We start from the raw sequence: 16001 nt of genomic DNA on the forward strand, positions 1-16001 counted from the left end.
GGTGCGACGCGCGGGCGATCAGGGCGGGCAGGGCGCGGGGCATCAGCGGATGATGTCGCGCTCCTTCGCCTCTCTGATCTCTCGCTGCCTCAGCGGCATTTTGTCGATGCTACGGGTGATCTCGCGCACGTCCCAAGGGAAGGGTTTGCGTAGCTCGATCTGGCCTTCCTTGTCGACCAGCACCAGCATGAAACCACGCGGGCGCATCCGCAGCCGCAGCGGGCTCTGCGCGGCGGGATCGGTATCGGTCAGCACGACGACATCGCGCAGGCGCAACTCATCCTCACGCTCGCGGAGGTATTCCATCTGCGCGACGAAGGCGGGATCATTCTCGGAATTGGCAAAGACCAGCACGGGCCGTTTGGTCCATTGGAAGGTGCTGAGATCGGCCATATCGGCAGGCAGGAACAACGGATCCTCCACCGGGGCATCGGCCCCTTGGGCCATGGTCGCCGTGGTCATCAATCCTGCAAAAACTAGTGAGATCAAACGTTTCATCAAGGCTCCTGTCCCCTCAAATATAGGGGGCCTGTGCCAGTTTGCGAAGGGCAAAGCGCCGCAGGGGGAATTTATCCCCCTAGGGGCGCGGCCTTTGACAATTCAGCCGCCACAGTTGCGCAGGCCGATGCCTGCCGCCGGGCGCTAAGGGAGAAGGACAAGCATATGACATCCGACCAAAAGGACGCGAAGGCCCGTTGGCAGGAACTGGCTACCGGCGAATTGCGTGGGCGCAGCCTCGATGATCTCACGTGGAAGACGCTGGAGGGGATCGACGTCCAGCCGCTCTACACCGCCGAGGACGTGAACGGGCTGGAGCATCTCGGCAGCATCCCCGGCGAGGCGCCGTTTACGCGCGGCGTGAAGGCGACGATGTATGCGGGCCGCCCTTGGACGATCCGGCAGTATGCGGGTTTCTCCACGGCCGAGGAATCCAACGCCTTCTACCGCCGTGCCTTGGCGGCAGGCCAGCAGGGTGTCTCCGTCGCCTTCGATCTGGCGACGCACCGCGGCTATGACAGTGACCATCCCCGCGTGGAGGGCGATGTTGGCAAGGCGGGCGTGGCCATCGACTCTGTTGAGGACATGAAGATCCTCTTCGATGGCATTCCGCTCGATCAGGTCTCGGTCTCCATGACGATGAACGGCGCGGTGATCCCGATCCTCGCCAATTTCATCGTCGCGGGCGAGGAACAGGGCCACGACCGGGCCAAGCTCTCGGGCACGATCCAGAACGACATCCTCAAGGAATTCATGGTGCGCAACACCTATGTCTACCCGCCGGAGCCGTCGATGCGGATCATCGGGGACATCATCGAATATACCTCGGACCACATGCCCAAGTTCAACTCGATCTCGATCTCGGGCTACCACATGCAGGAGGCGGGCGCGAACCTCGTGCAGGAACTGGCCTTCACCATCGCCGACGGGCGCGAATATGTGCGCACGGCGATTGCGGCAGGGATGGACGTGGACCGCTTCGCGCCGCGGCTGTCGTTCTTCTTTGCCATCGGCATGAACTTCTTCATGGAGGCCGCCAAGCTGCGCGCCGCGCGTCTCTTGTGGTCGCGGGTGATGGAGGAGTTCGAGCCGAAGAACCCCAAGTCCTCGATGTTGCGCACCCACTGCCAGACCTCGGGCGTGAGCTTGGCCGAGCAGGACCCCTACAACAACGTGGTGCGCACGGCTTACGAGGCGCTTTCGGCGGTCTTGGGCGGCACGCAATCGCTGCACACCAACTCGCTGGATGAGGCCATCGGCCTGCCGACCGACCATTCCGCGCGCATTGCCCGCAACACCCAGCTGATCCTGCAGGAAGAGACCGGCATCACCAATGTCGTCGACCCGCTGGCGGGCAGTTACTACGTCGAGAAGCTGACCGCCGATCTGGCCGAGGCGGCGTGGAAGCTGATCGAGGAGGTCGAGGAGATGGGCGGCATGACCAAGGCCGTGGCCTCGGGCATGCCCAAGCTCAGGATCGAAGAGGCGGCGGCCCAGCGTCAGGCGGGCATCGACCGCGGGTCCGAGGTGATCGTTGGCGTCAACAAATATCGCCGCGACAAGGAAGAGCCGATCGACATTCTCGATGTCGACAACGTCAAGGTGCGCGCCGGTCAGGTCGCGCGTTTGGAGCGCATTCGGGCAGAGCGGGATGACGCGGCCTGCGAAGCCGCTCTGGCAGAATTGACACGGCGGGCGGCCGAGGGCGGCAACCTGCTCGACGCGGCGGTCGAGGCCGCACGCGCACGCGCCACAGTGGGGGAAATCAGCATGGCGATGGAAAAGGAATTCGGACGGCACCGGGCCGAGGTCAAGACACTCTCAGGCGTCTATGGCGCGGCCTATGAGGGCGACGCGGGCTTTGCCGACATTCAGAAATCGGTCGATGAGTTCGCCGAGGCCGAGGGCCGCCGCCCGCGCATGTTGGTGGTCAAGATGGGCCAGGACGGCCACGACCGCGGTGCCAAGGTGATCGCCACTGCATTCGCCGACATCGGCTTTGACGTGGACGTGGGCCCGCTGTTCCAGACCCCTGCGGAGGCCGCGCAGGACGCCGTGGACAACGACGTGCATGTCATCGGCATCTCCAGTCAGGCGGCGGGGCATAAGACGCTGGCGCCACAGTTGATCCAAGCGCTGAAGGATGCGGGCGCCGAGGATATCCTCGTGATCTGCGGCGGGGTGATTCCGCAGCAGGACTACAAGTTCCTGCAAGACGCGGGCGTGAAGGCGATCTTCGGCCCCGGCACCAATATCCCAACCGCCGCGCAGGATATCCTGAAGCTGATCCGCGAGACGCGGAAGTGATGCAAGACGACGGAAGCGCCGCCCTGAGGGGCGGCGCGATCCGCCCCGCCGTGGCGCAGGATGCCGCCGCCGTGGCGGCGCTGTGGAACGGTATGATCCGCAACAGCCTGTCGACCTTCACCACCGATGAAAAGACGCCGGAGGAAATCGCGGCGCTGATCGCCGCCCGCGCCGATGCCTTTTGGGTGGCCAAAGGGGAGGGCGCGGTGCTGGGCTTTGTCACCTATGGCAGCTTTCGGGGCGGGCCGGGCTATGCCGCGACGGTGGAGCATAGCATCGTCCTGTCCGAGGCGGCGCAGGGGCGGGGGCTGGGCCGCGACCTGATGACACAGGCCATAGAGGCGGCAGCGGCGGCGGGCCGTCACGTCATGGTCGCCGCGATCAGCAGCGCCAATCCCGGCGCTGTGACGTTCCATGAAAAACTGGGCTTTGCGCAGGTCGGGCGGATGCCCGAGGTGGGGCGCAAACATGGCCAATGGCTCGATCTCATCTTGATGCAAAAAACGCTGACAGCATCCTGACTTCCCCGATGCCAGCGGTTAAGCTGGGGGCCGAATACCAAAGGGTCAGCCCATGTCGATCTGGACGCGCATCTCCGAAGCTCTGTCAGCCCTCACCGCGGGCGAGGGGCTGTCGGCTGTCTTTGACCGGCTGCGCAGCCCGCCTGAGCGCTCGGTCGCCTTTACCATCGCGGTGATCGCGCTTGGCGCCAAGATGGCCAAGGCCGATGGGCTGGTGACCCGCGATGAGGTGACCGCCTTTCGCGAAGTGTTCCAGATCGCCGAGGCGGATCAGGAAGGGGCGGCGCGGGTCTTTAACCTCGCCCGCCAAGACGTGACCGGTTTCGAGGATTACGCCCGCCGCATCGCGCGGATGTTCAGCGACCAGCCCCAGACCCTGCATGACCTGATGGAGGGGCTGTTTCACATCGCGATGGCCGATGGCATCTACCACCCCAACGAAAACGCCTTTCTTGAGGATGTGGCCGCGATTTTCGGCATGGATGAAGAGGCTTTCGCCTCGCTCAAAGCGCGTTTCGTGCCCGATAGCTCGCCCCTGCCGCGCACGGTTCTGGGCATCGGCCCCAATGCGACGTTGGAAGAGGCCCGCCGCGCGTGGCGGCGGCTGGTGCGCGAGAACCATCCCGACGCGCTGGTGGCGCGCGGCCTGCCGCAAGAGGCGATCAAGATGGCCGAGAAACGCATGATCGACATCAACCGCGCATGGGAAACGCTCTCGGGCAAACACGCTTGATGCGCATCGCGACCTACAATGTTGAGTGGTTCGCGAGCCTTTTTGACGATGACAACCGGCTTTACGACGATGACGCTTGGGCCGGGCGGCACGGGGTGACCCGTGCGCAGCAGACGGCAGCTTTGGGCCACGTGTTCAGGGCGCTGGATGCCGATGCGGTCATGGTGATCGAAGCGCCGAACCACGGGCGGCGGCAATCCACCGTGGCGGCGCTTGAGCATTTTGCCGCGCGGTTCTCCCTGCGCACGCGGGCAGCCGTCATGGGGTTTTCAAACGACACCGAGCAAGAGATCGCGCTGCTCTATGACCCCGACAAGCTTAGCGCCCGCCATGTGCCGCAGGGTGCCGCCGATGCCCCGCGCTTTGACCAGACGCTGCGGATCGACCTTGACGTGGATGCGACCGAAGACGCGGTGGTCTTTTCCAAACCGCCCTTGGAGTTGGAGGTGACCACGAAGGCCGGTTTCACCTTCCAGATGATCGGCGCGCATCTCAAATCCAAAGCGCCCCATGGCGCCAAGTCCAAGGCCGATGTGCTGCGCATCGCCATCGCCAACCGGCGCAAACAATTGGCACAGGCGATATGGCTGAGGCGGCGGATCGACATGCATTTGGCGGCGGAACGGCCCGTGATGGTCTTGGGCGATCTGAACGACGGGCCAGGGCTGGATGAATTCGAAAGCCTCTTCGGGCGGTCCTCGGTCGAGATCGTGCTGGGGCAGGGGGCGGCGGCGCTGTTCGAACCTCATGCCAAACAGGCGCTCAGCCGCCGTTTGGGGGCCGCGCCCACCAGCGCGCGTTTCTGGATCGCGCCGGAGGAACGCTATCTTCAGGCGCTGCTGGACTACATCATGGTCAGCCCGCAGATCGCCGCCCGTGCGGCCCGCTGGCGGATTTGGCACCCGATGGATGATCCGGCCTGCTGGCAAGATCTCGCCCTGCGTGACGCGCTGTTGGCCGCCTCGGATCACTTCCCCGTCACGCTGGATGTCGATCTTTAGGCGGGGGGCTGCCAGCGGCGTGGCGTAAGACTGGACATGCGCGCGGCGCCGCCTACTTCAATCCTATGACACGCTTTATGCCCCTTATCGCCCTTTGTACGGTACTGCCCCTCGCAGCCCATGCGCAGGAAGAATCCGAAGAACGCGGTCTCGGCCTGATGGAGCGCGGCGCGCAGATGTTCATGGACGGGATCATGGATGAGATGGGCCCGGTCATGGAGGGGTTTGAAGGGTTCAGCGAAGCCATGCGCCCCGCGCTGCGCGATTTCGCGCGGGAGATGGGGCCGAAGCTTACGGAGCTTTTGGACGAGGTCGAGGATTGGAGCGCCTATCAAGCGCCCGAGATGCAGCCCAACGGCGATATCATCATCCGCCGCAAGCCCGATCACCCGATGGTCCCGCCAGAGACTCCAACCGAACCCGCGCCGCAGATCGAGCTTTAACGCGCGGCGCGTTTGCCGGTCCGAACATGCACCTCTGCCTCAAGCGATTTGGCGAGTGAGCCCAGCCGCGCCTCTGCGACCTCTCCGAAAAGGGGGACCATGTCGGGGGTGAGCCAGAGTTCCAATTGCTTCTTCTTGGGGAACCAGCGCAATTCGCCGCGCTGTTCGCCCTTGTCCATCCAGAGCATCGCGCCAAAGCGCATGGCCTTGCCAAGGATTTCGGCCTCCAACCGGGTCTTTTCATCGACCATCTCATAGAGGTCTTCGAAACGCGTGTTTTCACGCTTGTTGGAATAGCGGTGCAGCAGGGCCAGCCCGAGGTAGATGCGTTCGGCGTGTTTCAGCCCGCCAAGGTTGGCGCGGGTGGCATTGTCGAAACAGGTTTCGGCCCGGTAGTCGGGATGCGCGCGCCAGCTTACGTCGTGCAAAAGGCAGGCCGCTTTAACCAAACGCCTGCGGGCGTGCGGGGCAGAGCGGTAGAGCGGTAAGATGAAGTTATAAAGCACCTTGCCGAAACCGGGCATCCGCGCGTCCTTGGCCTCGGCAAAATAGCAGGCTTCGATCAGTGGATCCCGGTCGCGCAGGCGCTGCGGCATCTGCTCATAAAGCATGCCTTCGCGGATGCCGTAGCTGGAAATGGCGATGTCCTTTGGCCGGAACGTTTTGACCAGACGGCTCAGCACCTCGGCGGCGTAGGGCACCAGCGACATCCGGCTGGCGGAGACGCCGCAGGCGTTGCGCAGCTCTTCCAGATCGGAGGATTGGATGAACTTCACCGTCTCGCGAACCGAGGTCACGGTCATGCGGTATTCATGCAGAACGTGCAGCGGATAGCCCCGGCGGTACATGTCGATCCGCGCGATTGCCCGCCATGAGCCGCCGACGAGGAACAGCCGGTCACGCTGGCTGCCCATCTTTTCCTGAAGCCCGGTGATGACCTCTTTGATATGCGCGTGCCGCCCCTTGGCCCCGCCCTTGAGGTCGCGCAGCTTGAGGGGGCCAAGCTGCGAGGTGACCCGCCGTCCGACGCGCCCGCCCGATATTTCGGCAAGCTCCATCGAAGAGCCGCCGATGTCGCAGACAAGGCCGTAAGCGCCGGGCCAGCCCAAAAGCACCCCTTGCGCCGAGAGCCGCGCCTCTTCTTCGCCGTCGATCACCCAGATGCGCAACCCGGTCTCGCGCAGCACATCGGCGCAAAATGCGCGCCCGTCACTGGCATCGCGCACCGCCGCCGTGGCGACGACGGTAAGCTCCGACAGGCCCATGCCATCGGCCAATTTGCTGAACCGCCGCAGGGCCGAGAGCGCGCGGGCGCGGCCCTCGGGGGACAGATGCCCGGTCTCGGCCATGCCCGCGCCCAGGGCGCACATGATCTTTTCGTTGTAGAAATAGGCCGGAGAGCGCGCCGCGCCGTCAAAGACCACCAGCCGGACGGAGTTCGACCCCACATCCACCACGCCCACGCGGGCCAGCGCCCGCGCGCCCGGATCCTGAAACAAGGGTTTTCCGAAAAGGCCCAGTTCCGCCACACCCGTCTCAGGGACGGGGGCGGCTCGGGAAGGGTCGGTCTGGTCTGCCATCAATGCTCCTGCGGGCCATCCGTTTCACTGGATAATTGGCGCAGGGGGGCGGTGAGGTCAATTGCTAAAGGGGGCTTGCCGGTCAATCCTCGGTATGGGTCAGCTTGGGCACATCCGAGGCCCCGGCGCTGCCCCGACCCGAAAGCGAGGGATTTTCCATGAAAAACCGGTGGCAGTTGAAGGCGAAAGTGCCTTCGGGGATCGCCGGGCGGGTGAATTTACCATCCGGTCCCATGACCCAGCTTTGCGCCACGTCAGCCAGATTGGCTGCCATGATCTGGCTGGTGATCTGCGCCTTGACGGTGGGGTTTTCGATCTCGACTAACGTCTCGACCCGGCGGTTCAAGTTGCGGCCCATCCAATCGGCCGAAGACATGAAGACCCGTGCCTTTTTATGCGGCAGCCCGTGCCCGTTACCGAAGCAGACGATGCGGCTGTGCTCCAAAAAGCGCCCGATGATGGATTTGACGCGGATGTTGTCCGATAGCCCCTTCACCCCGGGGCGCAGCCCGCAGATGCCACGAATGACGAGGCTGATTTCCACCCCGGCTTGGCTGGCGTCATACAGCGCGTCGATCACCTCGGCGTCGATCAGCGCGTTCATCTTGGCCCAGATCACGGCGGGGCGTCCCGCCCGGGCATGTTCGGCCTCGGCACGGATCATCTCAAGCAAGCGCGGCTTCAGCGTCGTGGGGGAAATGGCGAGGTTCTCCAACTGCTCTGGCGGGGCATAGCCCGACAGGAAGTTGAACACTTTCGTCGCATCGCGCCCAAGGCTCGAGTCGCAGGTAAAGAGCGACAGGTCCGTATAAATCCGCGCGGTGATCGGGTGGTAGTTGCCGGTGCCGTAGTGGGTATAGGTGACCAGTTGATCACCCTCGCGGCGCACCACGGTCGAGATCTTGGCGTGGGTCTTGAGGTCGAGAAAACCGTAGACCACATGCGCGCCCGCCCGCTCCAACCGGCGCGATTGGCGGATGTTGGCAGCCTCATCAAAGCGGGCCTTCAACTCGACCAGCGCGGTGACCGATTTGCCATCCTCCGCCGCTTCGCAAAGCGCGCTGACGATCGGGCTGTCGCGCGAGGTGCGGTAGAGCGTCTGCTTGATCGCCACCACATCCGGGTCGCGCGCCGCTTGGGCAAGGAAACGCACCACCATGTCGAAGGTCTCGTAAGGGTGGTGCAGCAGCATGTCTTTCTGTCGGATCGCCGCGAACATATCGCCGTCATGGTCGCTGACGCGCTCAGGCACGCGGGGGGTAAACTGCGGCCAGAGCAGGTCGGGCCGGGCGTCGGTCACCAGTTTCGAGAGGTCGGCGATGCCCAACATGCCGTCGATCTCGATCACGTCTTGGGGGCGCACGCAAAGCTCGCGCATGACGACGGATTTCAGCTTTTCCGGCGCGCCTGCGGAATGGGTCAGTCGCACGACCTCGCCCCGGCGGCGGCGTTTGAGGGCGACCTCGAATTCCCGCACGAGGTCTTCGGCCTCATCCTCCACCTCAAGATCGCTGTCGCGCAGCACGCGAAATTCGAAATGCGCCTTGAGTTTGTAGCCCGGAAAGAGGTTGGGAATATTGATGATCAGCAGATCTTCAAGCGGCAGATAGCGCAGGCTGCCATCGGGGGCGGGCAGGGGCACGAAACGGTCGATCTGCGCCGGGATCGGCAGCAGCGCCTGTAGCGGGCGTTTATCGCGGGTGCGCTCTAGTTGCAGCGCCAGCGCGTAGCCGGTGTTGGGAATGAAGGGGAAGGGGTGCGCGGGGTCGATCGCCAGCGGCGAGAGCACGGCGAAGACTTGGTTGAGGAAGACCCCTTCGAGATGTTTGTAATCGGCCTCGGTCAGGTCGGCGGTGCGTTCCAGCATGATGTTCTGCGCGTCCATCTCAGCCATGAGATCGACCAACACCCGTTGCTGGGACATCATCAGATTGCGCGCGTCTTCGTTAATCAACACCAGTTGCTCGCCGGGGCTCAGCCCATCGGCGGCGGCGGTGGTGTTGCCCGCCTGCGCAAGCTCGCGCAGGCCCGCCACGCGCACGGTATAGAACTCATCCAGATTGGTGGCCGAAATCGACAGAAAGCGCAGCCGTTCCAGCAGCGGCACGCGCGGGTTCTCGGCCTCTTCCAGTACGCGCCAGTTGAAGTCGAGCCAGCTTAGCTCACGGTTAAAGAACCGGCCCGGCCCGGTGGTGTCTAGATCGGGCAGATCGGTGGCGGGCGGAAAGGGCGCTTGCAGGAAATCGGCTTGGGTCATGCGGGCCTCATGACATTGGAATGTAACGGGTTTGCGAAGGCTTGCGTTATTTATTCCAGTATCACGTGCGCGGCGGGGCGATGTCCAGCACCTGCGCGGCCAGTGCGCGGGTCAGGGGGCGCTTCTGTGCAAGGCTGGCGGCATCCAGCCGGTCGACCAGCGCGATGGCAGCGGCGAAAGAGCGGTCCATCCGCGTCATGAGGTAGTTGATTAGCTCCGGCTTGGGCGTCAGTTGCCGGTCGGCCAGCAGTTTGACCAGCAGGGCCGAGAGCAGCGCATCGTCGGGCGCCTCCATCTCGACCATCGTGGCGCCGCGCATCCGGCTGACCAGATCGGGCAGCGTGAGGCCCCAATGCGCCACCGGCCCGGTGCCGGTGAGCAGCAGCGCCTGACCTTCGGCCAGCACGAGGTTGTGCAGATGGAACAGCGCCGTTTGCGCGGCCGCGTCTCCGGCGATCAGATGCACATCCTCCACCGCCACGGGGCCACGGGCGAGGGCGGGAATGTCAGCCTCCAGCAGGTCCGCCGCACTGATGATCCGCGCGCCCGAAAGGTCCGCCCAAACATGCGTCAGATGCGTCTTGCCTGAGCCCTGCGGCCCGGTCAGCGCCAGCTTGCCGCCCGCCCAACCGCGCCAGCCGTCGATCATCGCCATGGCCATGGCGTTGGAGGGGGCGACAAAAAAAGCGTCGCGGCCCAGAGCCGTTCGGCTGGGCAGGTTCAACCCGAGTTGGTGGGCCATGTTAGCGGATGTCCTCGTCGACGGTCGTTTCAGGCTCTCGGCCTTTGTAGAGCACGCTCTCGCGGTAGCGTGCCGTGGCGAAACGCGCGATCACCCCGATGGCGGCGGCCACGGGCACCGCGACCAGCAGTCCCACGAAGCCGAAGAGCGTGCCGAAGACCGACAGCGCCAGCAGCAGCCAGACCGGGTGCAGGCCGACCGAATTGCCGACGAGCTTTGGTGTCAGCAGGTTGCCCTCGACCACTTGGCCCAGCACGAAGATGCCCGCGACGAGACCGATGGAAAGCCAATCCCCCCAGAATTGAAACAACGCCAGACCGATCGCCAGCGCCCCGCCGATCAACGCGCCGAGGTAGGGGATGAAGGTCACCAGCCCCGCGACAAAGCCGACGACGAGACCGAATTGCAGCCCCACCAGCATCAGCGCCACGGCGTAATAGGTGCCAAGGATCAAGCAGACCGTGCCCATGCCGCGCACGAACGAGGCCAACGTCGCGTCAATCTCGCGCGCCAACTGGCGAATCGTCGGGGCATGGTCGCGCGGCAGCAGCCGGTCGATCGCGGCGACCATACGGTCCCAATCGAGCAGCAGGTACACCGCGACCACCGGGACGATGACGAACAAGAGCAGGACGTTGATCAGCGAGGCAAAGGAGGCCAGCGCGGTTTGCAGCAATTGCCCGCCGCGTTCCTGAATGGTGGTGCCCAGCGTCGTCAGCGACGTGCGCAGGGTCGAATCGTCGTCCAAGAGAGAGGGGAAACGGTCGGTGATGAAATCGGTGAAATTGCGGGTGAGCTTGGGTGCGGTCTCGATCAGGTTCACGGTCTGATTGACCAGCGTCGGGATCACCAAAAGCGCCATCAGCACGAAGACCAAAAGCGCCACTACGGTGATGACGGCGGTGGCCATGGTGCGGCTGAGCCCCAAACGCTCCAACCGGTCGGCCACGGGGTCGAGGAAATAGGCAATCGCCCCGCCCAGCAGGAAGGGCAGCATCACATCGCCGATGAACCACAGCGCCACCATGAACACCGCTGCCGCGATGCCCCAGTACTTCAATTGGTCTCTGATTGGCAGGGCCATGGCGCTCTCCGGCAGGGAATGCCATCACATCGCCCATGTGGCGTTTCGTTTCAAGCCTTGGCTGCGGGTGGCGCGCGCGTCAGGGGCGCGGAACGGGCAAGCGGTGGAACTGGCCCAGCGGGCCGCCAGACCTCAGCGATGTGATTGTCTCGCCCTTTGACATGCACTAGTCAGGGGGCAATGCGTCAATGAGGAAACACCATGCGTCTGTCCCAATATTTTCTACCCGTGCTGAAGGAAAACCCTGCCGAGGCGCAGATCGTCAGCCACCGGTTGATGCTGCGGGCGGGGATGATCAAGCAATCCAGCGCGGGGATCTATTCTTGGCTGCCGTTGGGCTACAAGGTGCTGCGCAAGGTCGAAGAGATCGTGCACCAAGAGCAGCAGCGCGTGGGCCATATCCCGATGCTGATGCCGACGCTGCAATCGGCGGACCTGTGGAAGGAATCGGGCCGCTATGACGCCTATGGCCCCGAGATGCTGCGCATCCGCGACCGGCAGGACCGCGACATGCTCTATGGTCCCACCAATGAAGAGATGATCACCGATATCTTCCGCAGCCACGTTGGCTCTTACAAAGACCTCCCGCTGACGCTCTACCACATCCAGTGGAAATTCCGCGACGAGATTCGCCCGCGTTTCGGCGTGATGCGGGGGCGTGAGTTCCTGATGAAGGACGGCTACAACTTCGACCTCACCAAAGAAGACGCATTGCACGCCTATAACCGCCATCTGGTCAGCTACCTGCGCACCTATGAGCGGATGGGTCTGCAAGCGATCCCGATGCGCGCCGACTCTGGCCCCATCGGCGGCGATGACACGCATGAGTTCCTTGTGCTGGCCGAAACGGGCGAGTCGGAGGTTTTCTATGACAGCGAGATCACCGATCTGACCTTCGGCGACCGCGAGATCGACCCAAATGATCAAGACGCCTGCCGCGCGGTGCTGGAGGAGTTCACCTCCCGCTACGCCCGCACGGATGAGACCCACGATCCGGAGGTATTTGCCAAGGTACCGGAAGAGCGCCAGCGCAGCGCCCGCGGCATCGAAGTGGGGCAAATCTTCTATTTCGGCACCAAATATTCCGACGCGATGAACGCCAAGGTGCAAGGCCCCGACGGCAAAAAGGTGCCGGTGCATATGGGCAGCCACGGCATCGGCGTCAGCCGCCTGCTGGGCGCGATCATTGAGGCGAGCCATGATGACAAGGGCATCATCTGGCCCGAGGGGGTGACGCCTTTCCACGCGGGGATCGTGAACCTTAAACAGGGCGATGCGGAGGCCGATGCGGCCTGTGACGCGCTTTACAAGAGCCTCAAGGCGCTGGGCCTCGATCCGCTTTATGACGACCGCAAGGGCGGGGCGGGGATGAAGTTCGCCACGATGGACCTCATCGGTCTGCCATGGCGCATCACCGTCGGCCCGCGCGGGCTGAAGAATGGCGTGGTCGAACTCACCAGCCGCCGCACAGGCGAGAGCGAGGAACTGCCGCCGGAACAGGCGGTTGAGAAGATCGCCAAGATCTACGCCGGTATCGTCTGAGGGCCGCGATGATCCTGCGGGCGCTGACATTGGCCGGTGGGATCGTAAGCGCAGGCATTGCCGCACAAGGCCCGGGGGTCACCCGGGCCTATGTGTTTCAACTGGAGGCGGCGGAGCAGCGCCTCGCCAAAGTCGTGGCGGATTTCGATGCCGCCGCGCAGGCCGCGGGGCTCGACCGGGAAGGCGCCGTGGCGCGGCTGCGCGGATCGGCGCTGCTGGAGCGTCGGCGCTTGGACATGCGCCGCAACATCGAACGGCAAGGGTGGCTTGAGGCCACATTGCCGAGGCTCCAATCAGCGGGCCCGTTCCTGCGTTGCTATCTGCTATGGCGTAACCCGGATGCCGAAGCCTTGCGCGCCGCCCTGCGCGGCTTTGCCCCCACAGCCCCGCGCAGCCGTGCCGAATGGCTCTTCGCCGGTTTGGGGTTCATCACGGGGGCCAGTCTCACCCGCCTGCTGCTATGGCTGCCCACATGGCCCGCGCGCTTCCGCCGCCGCCGGGCATTGCGTTCTTGACCCTGCTGGGGCAAAGCCTCAGGTTGCGCGCACCTCAGACCGGAGCCTTCCCGCATGGCCAGCAAACCCACACGCACCGCCCCATTCGCGGCCTTTGAATGGATGATCGCTTGGCGCTACCTGCGCGCCCGCCGCGCCGAAGGGGGCGTCAGCGTTATGACGTGGATCAGCCTTATCGGCATCACGCTGGCGGTCTTCGCGCTGATCGCCACGCTTTCGGTCCGCTCAGGCTTCCGCGCTGAGTTCGTCGACACGATCCTCGGGGCCAATGCCCATGTCACCGTCTACACGATGGGGGAGGTGCTGCCCAACGGCCAGATCGACCGCACCATCGACGATTACGAGGCCATGGCCGAGCGGGTGGCAGCCGTCGAAGGCGTGACCCGCGTGGCCCCGCTGGTGCGGCAACAGGTCATGGCCAACCGCCGCCAGTCCAACGCGGGGGTCGAGGTTTTCGGTATCGCTTCGGATGATTTGATGACCATCCCCGGCATCCAGCCTTCGGAGCGTTCTTTCGGTGACATCACGCGTTTTGAAGAGGGCATGGCCATCGGCAGCGGCGTGGCGCAGTCCTTGGGCGTGCAGGTCGGCGATAGCGTCAAGCTGATCTCGCCCAATGGGGTAAAGACCGCCTTTGGCACCAGCCCGCGGGTCAATGCCTATGAGGTGGTCTATATCTTCTCTGCTGGGCGCTACGACATTGATAAAACACGGGTCTACCTGCCGATCACCGAGGCGCAGAGCTTTTTCAATCGCGAGGGCGTGGCGGATGAGCTGGAGGTTATGGTCGAGGATCCCGAGGGGGTGGACGCCATGGCGCCCACGCTCATGCAGGCGGCGGGCGAGCGGGCGCAGGTCTGGACTTGGCGCGACGCCTCAAGCTCCTTCCTCTCGGCGCTCGACATCGAGGACCGGGTGATGTTCGTGATCCTGAGCGTCTTGGTGCTGATCGCGGCGATGAACATCGTCTCGGGGCTGATCATGCTGGTCAAGAACAAGGGCCGCGACATCGGCATTCTGCGCACCATGGGGCTGTCTGAGGGCTCTGTGCTCCGGGTGTTCTTCATCTGCGGGGCCTTCACCGGCATCATCGGCACCGCCGCGGGCGTGGTGCTGGGGGTGCTGTTTGCCACTTACGTCGATCAGATTTTCGGCTTCGTGAACTACCTCAGCGGCGGCAATGCTTGGGACGCTTCGATCCGCGGCATCTATTTCCTGCCCGCGAAACTGCAATTGGGCGATGTGCTCTCGGCCGTGGCGCTCTCGCTCGGCCTGTCCTTCGTCGTCACGATCTTTCCCGCCCGCCGCGCGGCGCGGATGAACCCGGTGGAGGCCCTGCGCTATGAATGATCCCGTCCTGCGCCTGAGCGGCATTTCCAAGGCCTATAACCCCGGTGCGCCGAATGAGGTGCAGGTGCTGCGCGGCATCGACCTTGAGGTGGCCCCCGGCGAGGTGGTGGCGCTGGTCGCGCCCTCCGGGGCCGGCAAGTCGACGCTGCTGCATATCGCGGGGCTTCTCGATATCGCCGACAGCGGCACGGTGGAGATCGGGGGCGATGACCTGACGGGACAGAGCGACCGCCGCCGGACAGCTGTGCGCCGCGCCGACGTGGGCTTCATCTACCAGTTCCACCATCTGCTGCCAGAGTTCACGGCGCTGGAAAACATCGTGCTGCCGCAACTGGCCAATGGCGTGGCGCGCAAGGAGGCCGAGGCGCGGGCGCGGGAGCTTCTAGCTCAGGTAGGCATTGCCGAGCGCGCCGATCATCGCCCCGCTGCCATGTCGGGCGGTGAGCAGCAGCGGGTGGCCTTCTGCCGGGCGCTGGCCAACGCGCCGCGCCTGTTGCTGGCGGATGAGCCCACGGGCAACCTCGACCCTTCGACCTCGGATCAGGTTTTCGCCGCGCTGATGGCGCTGGTGCGCGGCACCGGGCTTTCGGCGGTGATCGCCACCCATAACCTCGAACTGGCGGCCCGGATGGACCGTCAAATTCGGCTCGACGCGGGGCAGTTGGTGCCGGTCTGACTCAGCCGCAGATGTTTTCTAACTCGACCCCGTCCCAGGGCAGGCCCACGTCATAGGGGCGGCTTTGGGGCAGGGGGGCCACGGGCATCACCTCCGACAGCATCGCATGCAGCCGCTTTGTGCGCGGCGCCTGCGGGTCGAGCGCGCGGCAGCAGACGAATTCCTCCACGATCGAGCCTTGCTGCTCATAGCCAAAGTCGAGAAACCGCGGCTTGGTATCCACGTCGAAGAGGTAGGGGTCCGGACTGGTGAATTGCTCGGAGGCGGCGCGCAGGGGCGAATAGCCGGTGAGGTCGCGGTTCTGCCATTGCCAGACATGGGTGACCTCATGCGCCAGCAGCATGGCGGCGATCAGCCCGATGCGGTCGGGATGGTCGGGCAGGTAATCCTCAAGGTACCAGTCCTTGTCGAAGAGCACATGGTTGAAGAGCGCCACGGCGGCGGGTTTCGAGGTGACGGTCTCGCCCACCTGCGGCGGCAGGATACGCTCGCGGCAGGTGGTGCGCGGGCGCGGCTTGCGGCGGAAGGTGACCGCGCGGGTGGGCGCGCCATCGTGCAGACGCACGCGGTCGTAGTCGAGGGTGGGGCCGTGGAGGGTGGCGAGATAGGCGCGTTCGTTGTCCGTCAGCGGTCGACCGCAGGCGGCGAGGAGGAGGCAGAGGAGAAGCGCGCGGATCATGGGATGAGTTAGGCGCGGGGCAGGCTGTGGATCAAGGGGGAAGTTTGGGCATACGCGAAACATTAGGGCCGCG

At 64.5% G+C, this 16001-nt stretch carries 15 protein-coding genes; 9 read left to right on the forward strand and 6 right to left on the reverse strand.

Features of this window, described 5'->3' with window-relative positions:
• Positions 1–42: 42 nt before the first annotated feature.
• Positions 43–498 (reverse strand): DUF4174 domain-containing protein, encoded by a 456-nt coding sequence (locus ACGYK9_RS17365; protein ID WP_394414872.1) that lies wholly within the window; start codon positions 496–498, stop codon positions 43–45.
• A 165-nt stretch (positions 499–663) separates the two neighbouring features.
• On the opposite strand from ACGYK9_RS17365, the gene scpA reads away from it, so the two are divergent.
• The 5 genes from scpA to ACGYK9_RS17390 all read left to right on the forward strand — a co-directional run bounded on the left by scpA (position 664) and on the right by ACGYK9_RS17390 (position 5503).
• Positions 664–2805, forward strand: a complete 2142-nt coding sequence (scpA, locus tag ACGYK9_RS17370; RefSeq protein ID WP_394414869.1) for a methylmalonyl-CoA mutase — start codon at positions 664–666, stop codon at positions 2803–2805.
• The gene (locus ACGYK9_RS17375; protein ID WP_394414866.1) at positions 2805–3326 is read left to right on the forward strand and encodes a GNAT family N-acetyltransferase; all 522 of its coding nucleotides are present in this window, start codon (positions 2805–2807) and stop codon (positions 3324–3326) included. Before scpA ends, ACGYK9_RS17375 begins: the two co-directional genes overlap by 1 nt.
• Before the next feature lie 52 nt (positions 3327–3378).
• Complete coding sequence (locus ACGYK9_RS17380; protein WP_067261634.1) at positions 3379–4059, forward strand: molecular chaperone DjiA; 681 nt, start codon at positions 3379–3381, stop codon at positions 4057–4059.
• Positions 4059–5060, forward strand: coding sequence for an endonuclease/exonuclease/phosphatase family protein (locus tag ACGYK9_RS17385; protein ID WP_394414911.1), 1002 nt, complete (start codon positions 4059–4061; stop codon positions 5058–5060). Before ACGYK9_RS17380 ends, ACGYK9_RS17385 begins: the two co-directional genes overlap by 1 nt.
• A 77-nt stretch (positions 5061–5137) precedes the next feature.
• Entirely contained in the window at positions 5138–5503 is a 366-nt protein-coding gene (locus ACGYK9_RS17390) for a hypothetical protein (protein ID WP_394422635.1), read from the forward strand.
• On the opposite strand, the gene ACGYK9_RS17395 is transcribed toward ACGYK9_RS17390, so the two are convergent.
• The 4 genes from ACGYK9_RS17395 to ACGYK9_RS17410 all read right to left on the reverse strand — a co-directional run bounded on the left by ACGYK9_RS17395 (position 5500) and on the right by ACGYK9_RS17410 (position 11166).
• Complete coding sequence (locus ACGYK9_RS17395) at positions 5500–7083, reverse strand: Ppx/GppA family phosphatase (protein WP_394414860.1); 1584 nt, start codon at positions 7081–7083, stop codon at positions 5500–5502. The genes ACGYK9_RS17390 and ACGYK9_RS17395 overlap by 4 nt on opposite strands.
• Positions 7084–7165: 82 nt before the next feature.
• Positions 7166–9340 carry an RNA degradosome polyphosphate kinase gene (locus ACGYK9_RS17400; protein ID WP_394414857.1) on the reverse strand — a complete coding sequence of 725 codons (2175 nt, stop codon included), beginning with the start codon at positions 9338–9340 and terminating at the stop codon, positions 7166–7168.
• Positions 9341–9401: 61 nt separating this feature from the next.
• Entirely contained in the window at positions 9402–10082 is a 681-nt protein-coding gene (locus ACGYK9_RS17405) for a chromosomal replication initiator DnaA (RefSeq protein WP_394414854.1), read from the reverse strand.
• Between the two features lies 1 nt (position 10083).
• A complete protein-coding gene (locus ACGYK9_RS17410) occupies positions 10084–11166 on the reverse strand; it encodes an AI-2E family transporter (protein ID WP_067265471.1) in 1083 nt (360 codons plus the stop codon).
• Between the two features lie 201 nt (positions 11167–11367).
• Between ACGYK9_RS17410 and proS the strand changes: the two genes are divergently transcribed.
• From proS to ACGYK9_RS17430, 4 genes are read left to right on the forward strand one after another with little or no spacing between them, the layout of a single operon-like run.
• Positions 11368–12708, forward strand: a complete 1341-nt coding sequence (gene proS / locus ACGYK9_RS17415) for a proline--tRNA ligase (RefSeq protein WP_394414847.1) — start codon at positions 11368–11370, stop codon at positions 12706–12708.
• Positions 12709–12716: 8 nt separating this feature from the next.
• Positions 12717–13223, forward strand: coding sequence for a DUF2937 family protein (locus ACGYK9_RS17420; protein WP_394414844.1), 507 nt, complete (start codon positions 12717–12719; stop codon positions 13221–13223).
• Positions 13224–13277: 54 nt separating this feature from the next.
• Positions 13278–14573 carry a lipoprotein-releasing ABC transporter permease subunit gene (locus tag ACGYK9_RS17425; RefSeq protein WP_394414841.1) on the forward strand — a complete coding sequence of 432 codons (1296 nt, stop codon included), beginning with the start codon at positions 13278–13280 and terminating at the stop codon, positions 14571–14573.
• Positions 14566–15249 carry an ABC transporter ATP-binding protein gene (locus tag ACGYK9_RS17430; protein WP_394414838.1) on the forward strand — a complete coding sequence of 228 codons (684 nt, stop codon included), beginning with the start codon at positions 14566–14568 and terminating at the stop codon, positions 15247–15249. Before ACGYK9_RS17425 ends, ACGYK9_RS17430 begins: the two co-directional genes overlap by 8 nt.
• Position 15250: 1 nt before the next feature.
• Here ACGYK9_RS17430 and ACGYK9_RS17435 read toward each other — a convergent pair whose 3' ends face one another.
• Entirely contained in the window at positions 15251–15928 is a 678-nt protein-coding gene (locus ACGYK9_RS17435) for a hypothetical protein (RefSeq protein WP_394414835.1), read from the reverse strand.
• Positions 15929–16001: the final 73 nt, after the last annotated feature.

Source organism: Sulfitobacter sp. 1A15258, assembly GCF_043557045.1.
Taxonomy (GTDB): domain Bacteria; phylum Pseudomonadota; class Alphaproteobacteria; order Rhodobacterales; family Rhodobacteraceae; genus Sulfitobacter; species Sulfitobacter faviae.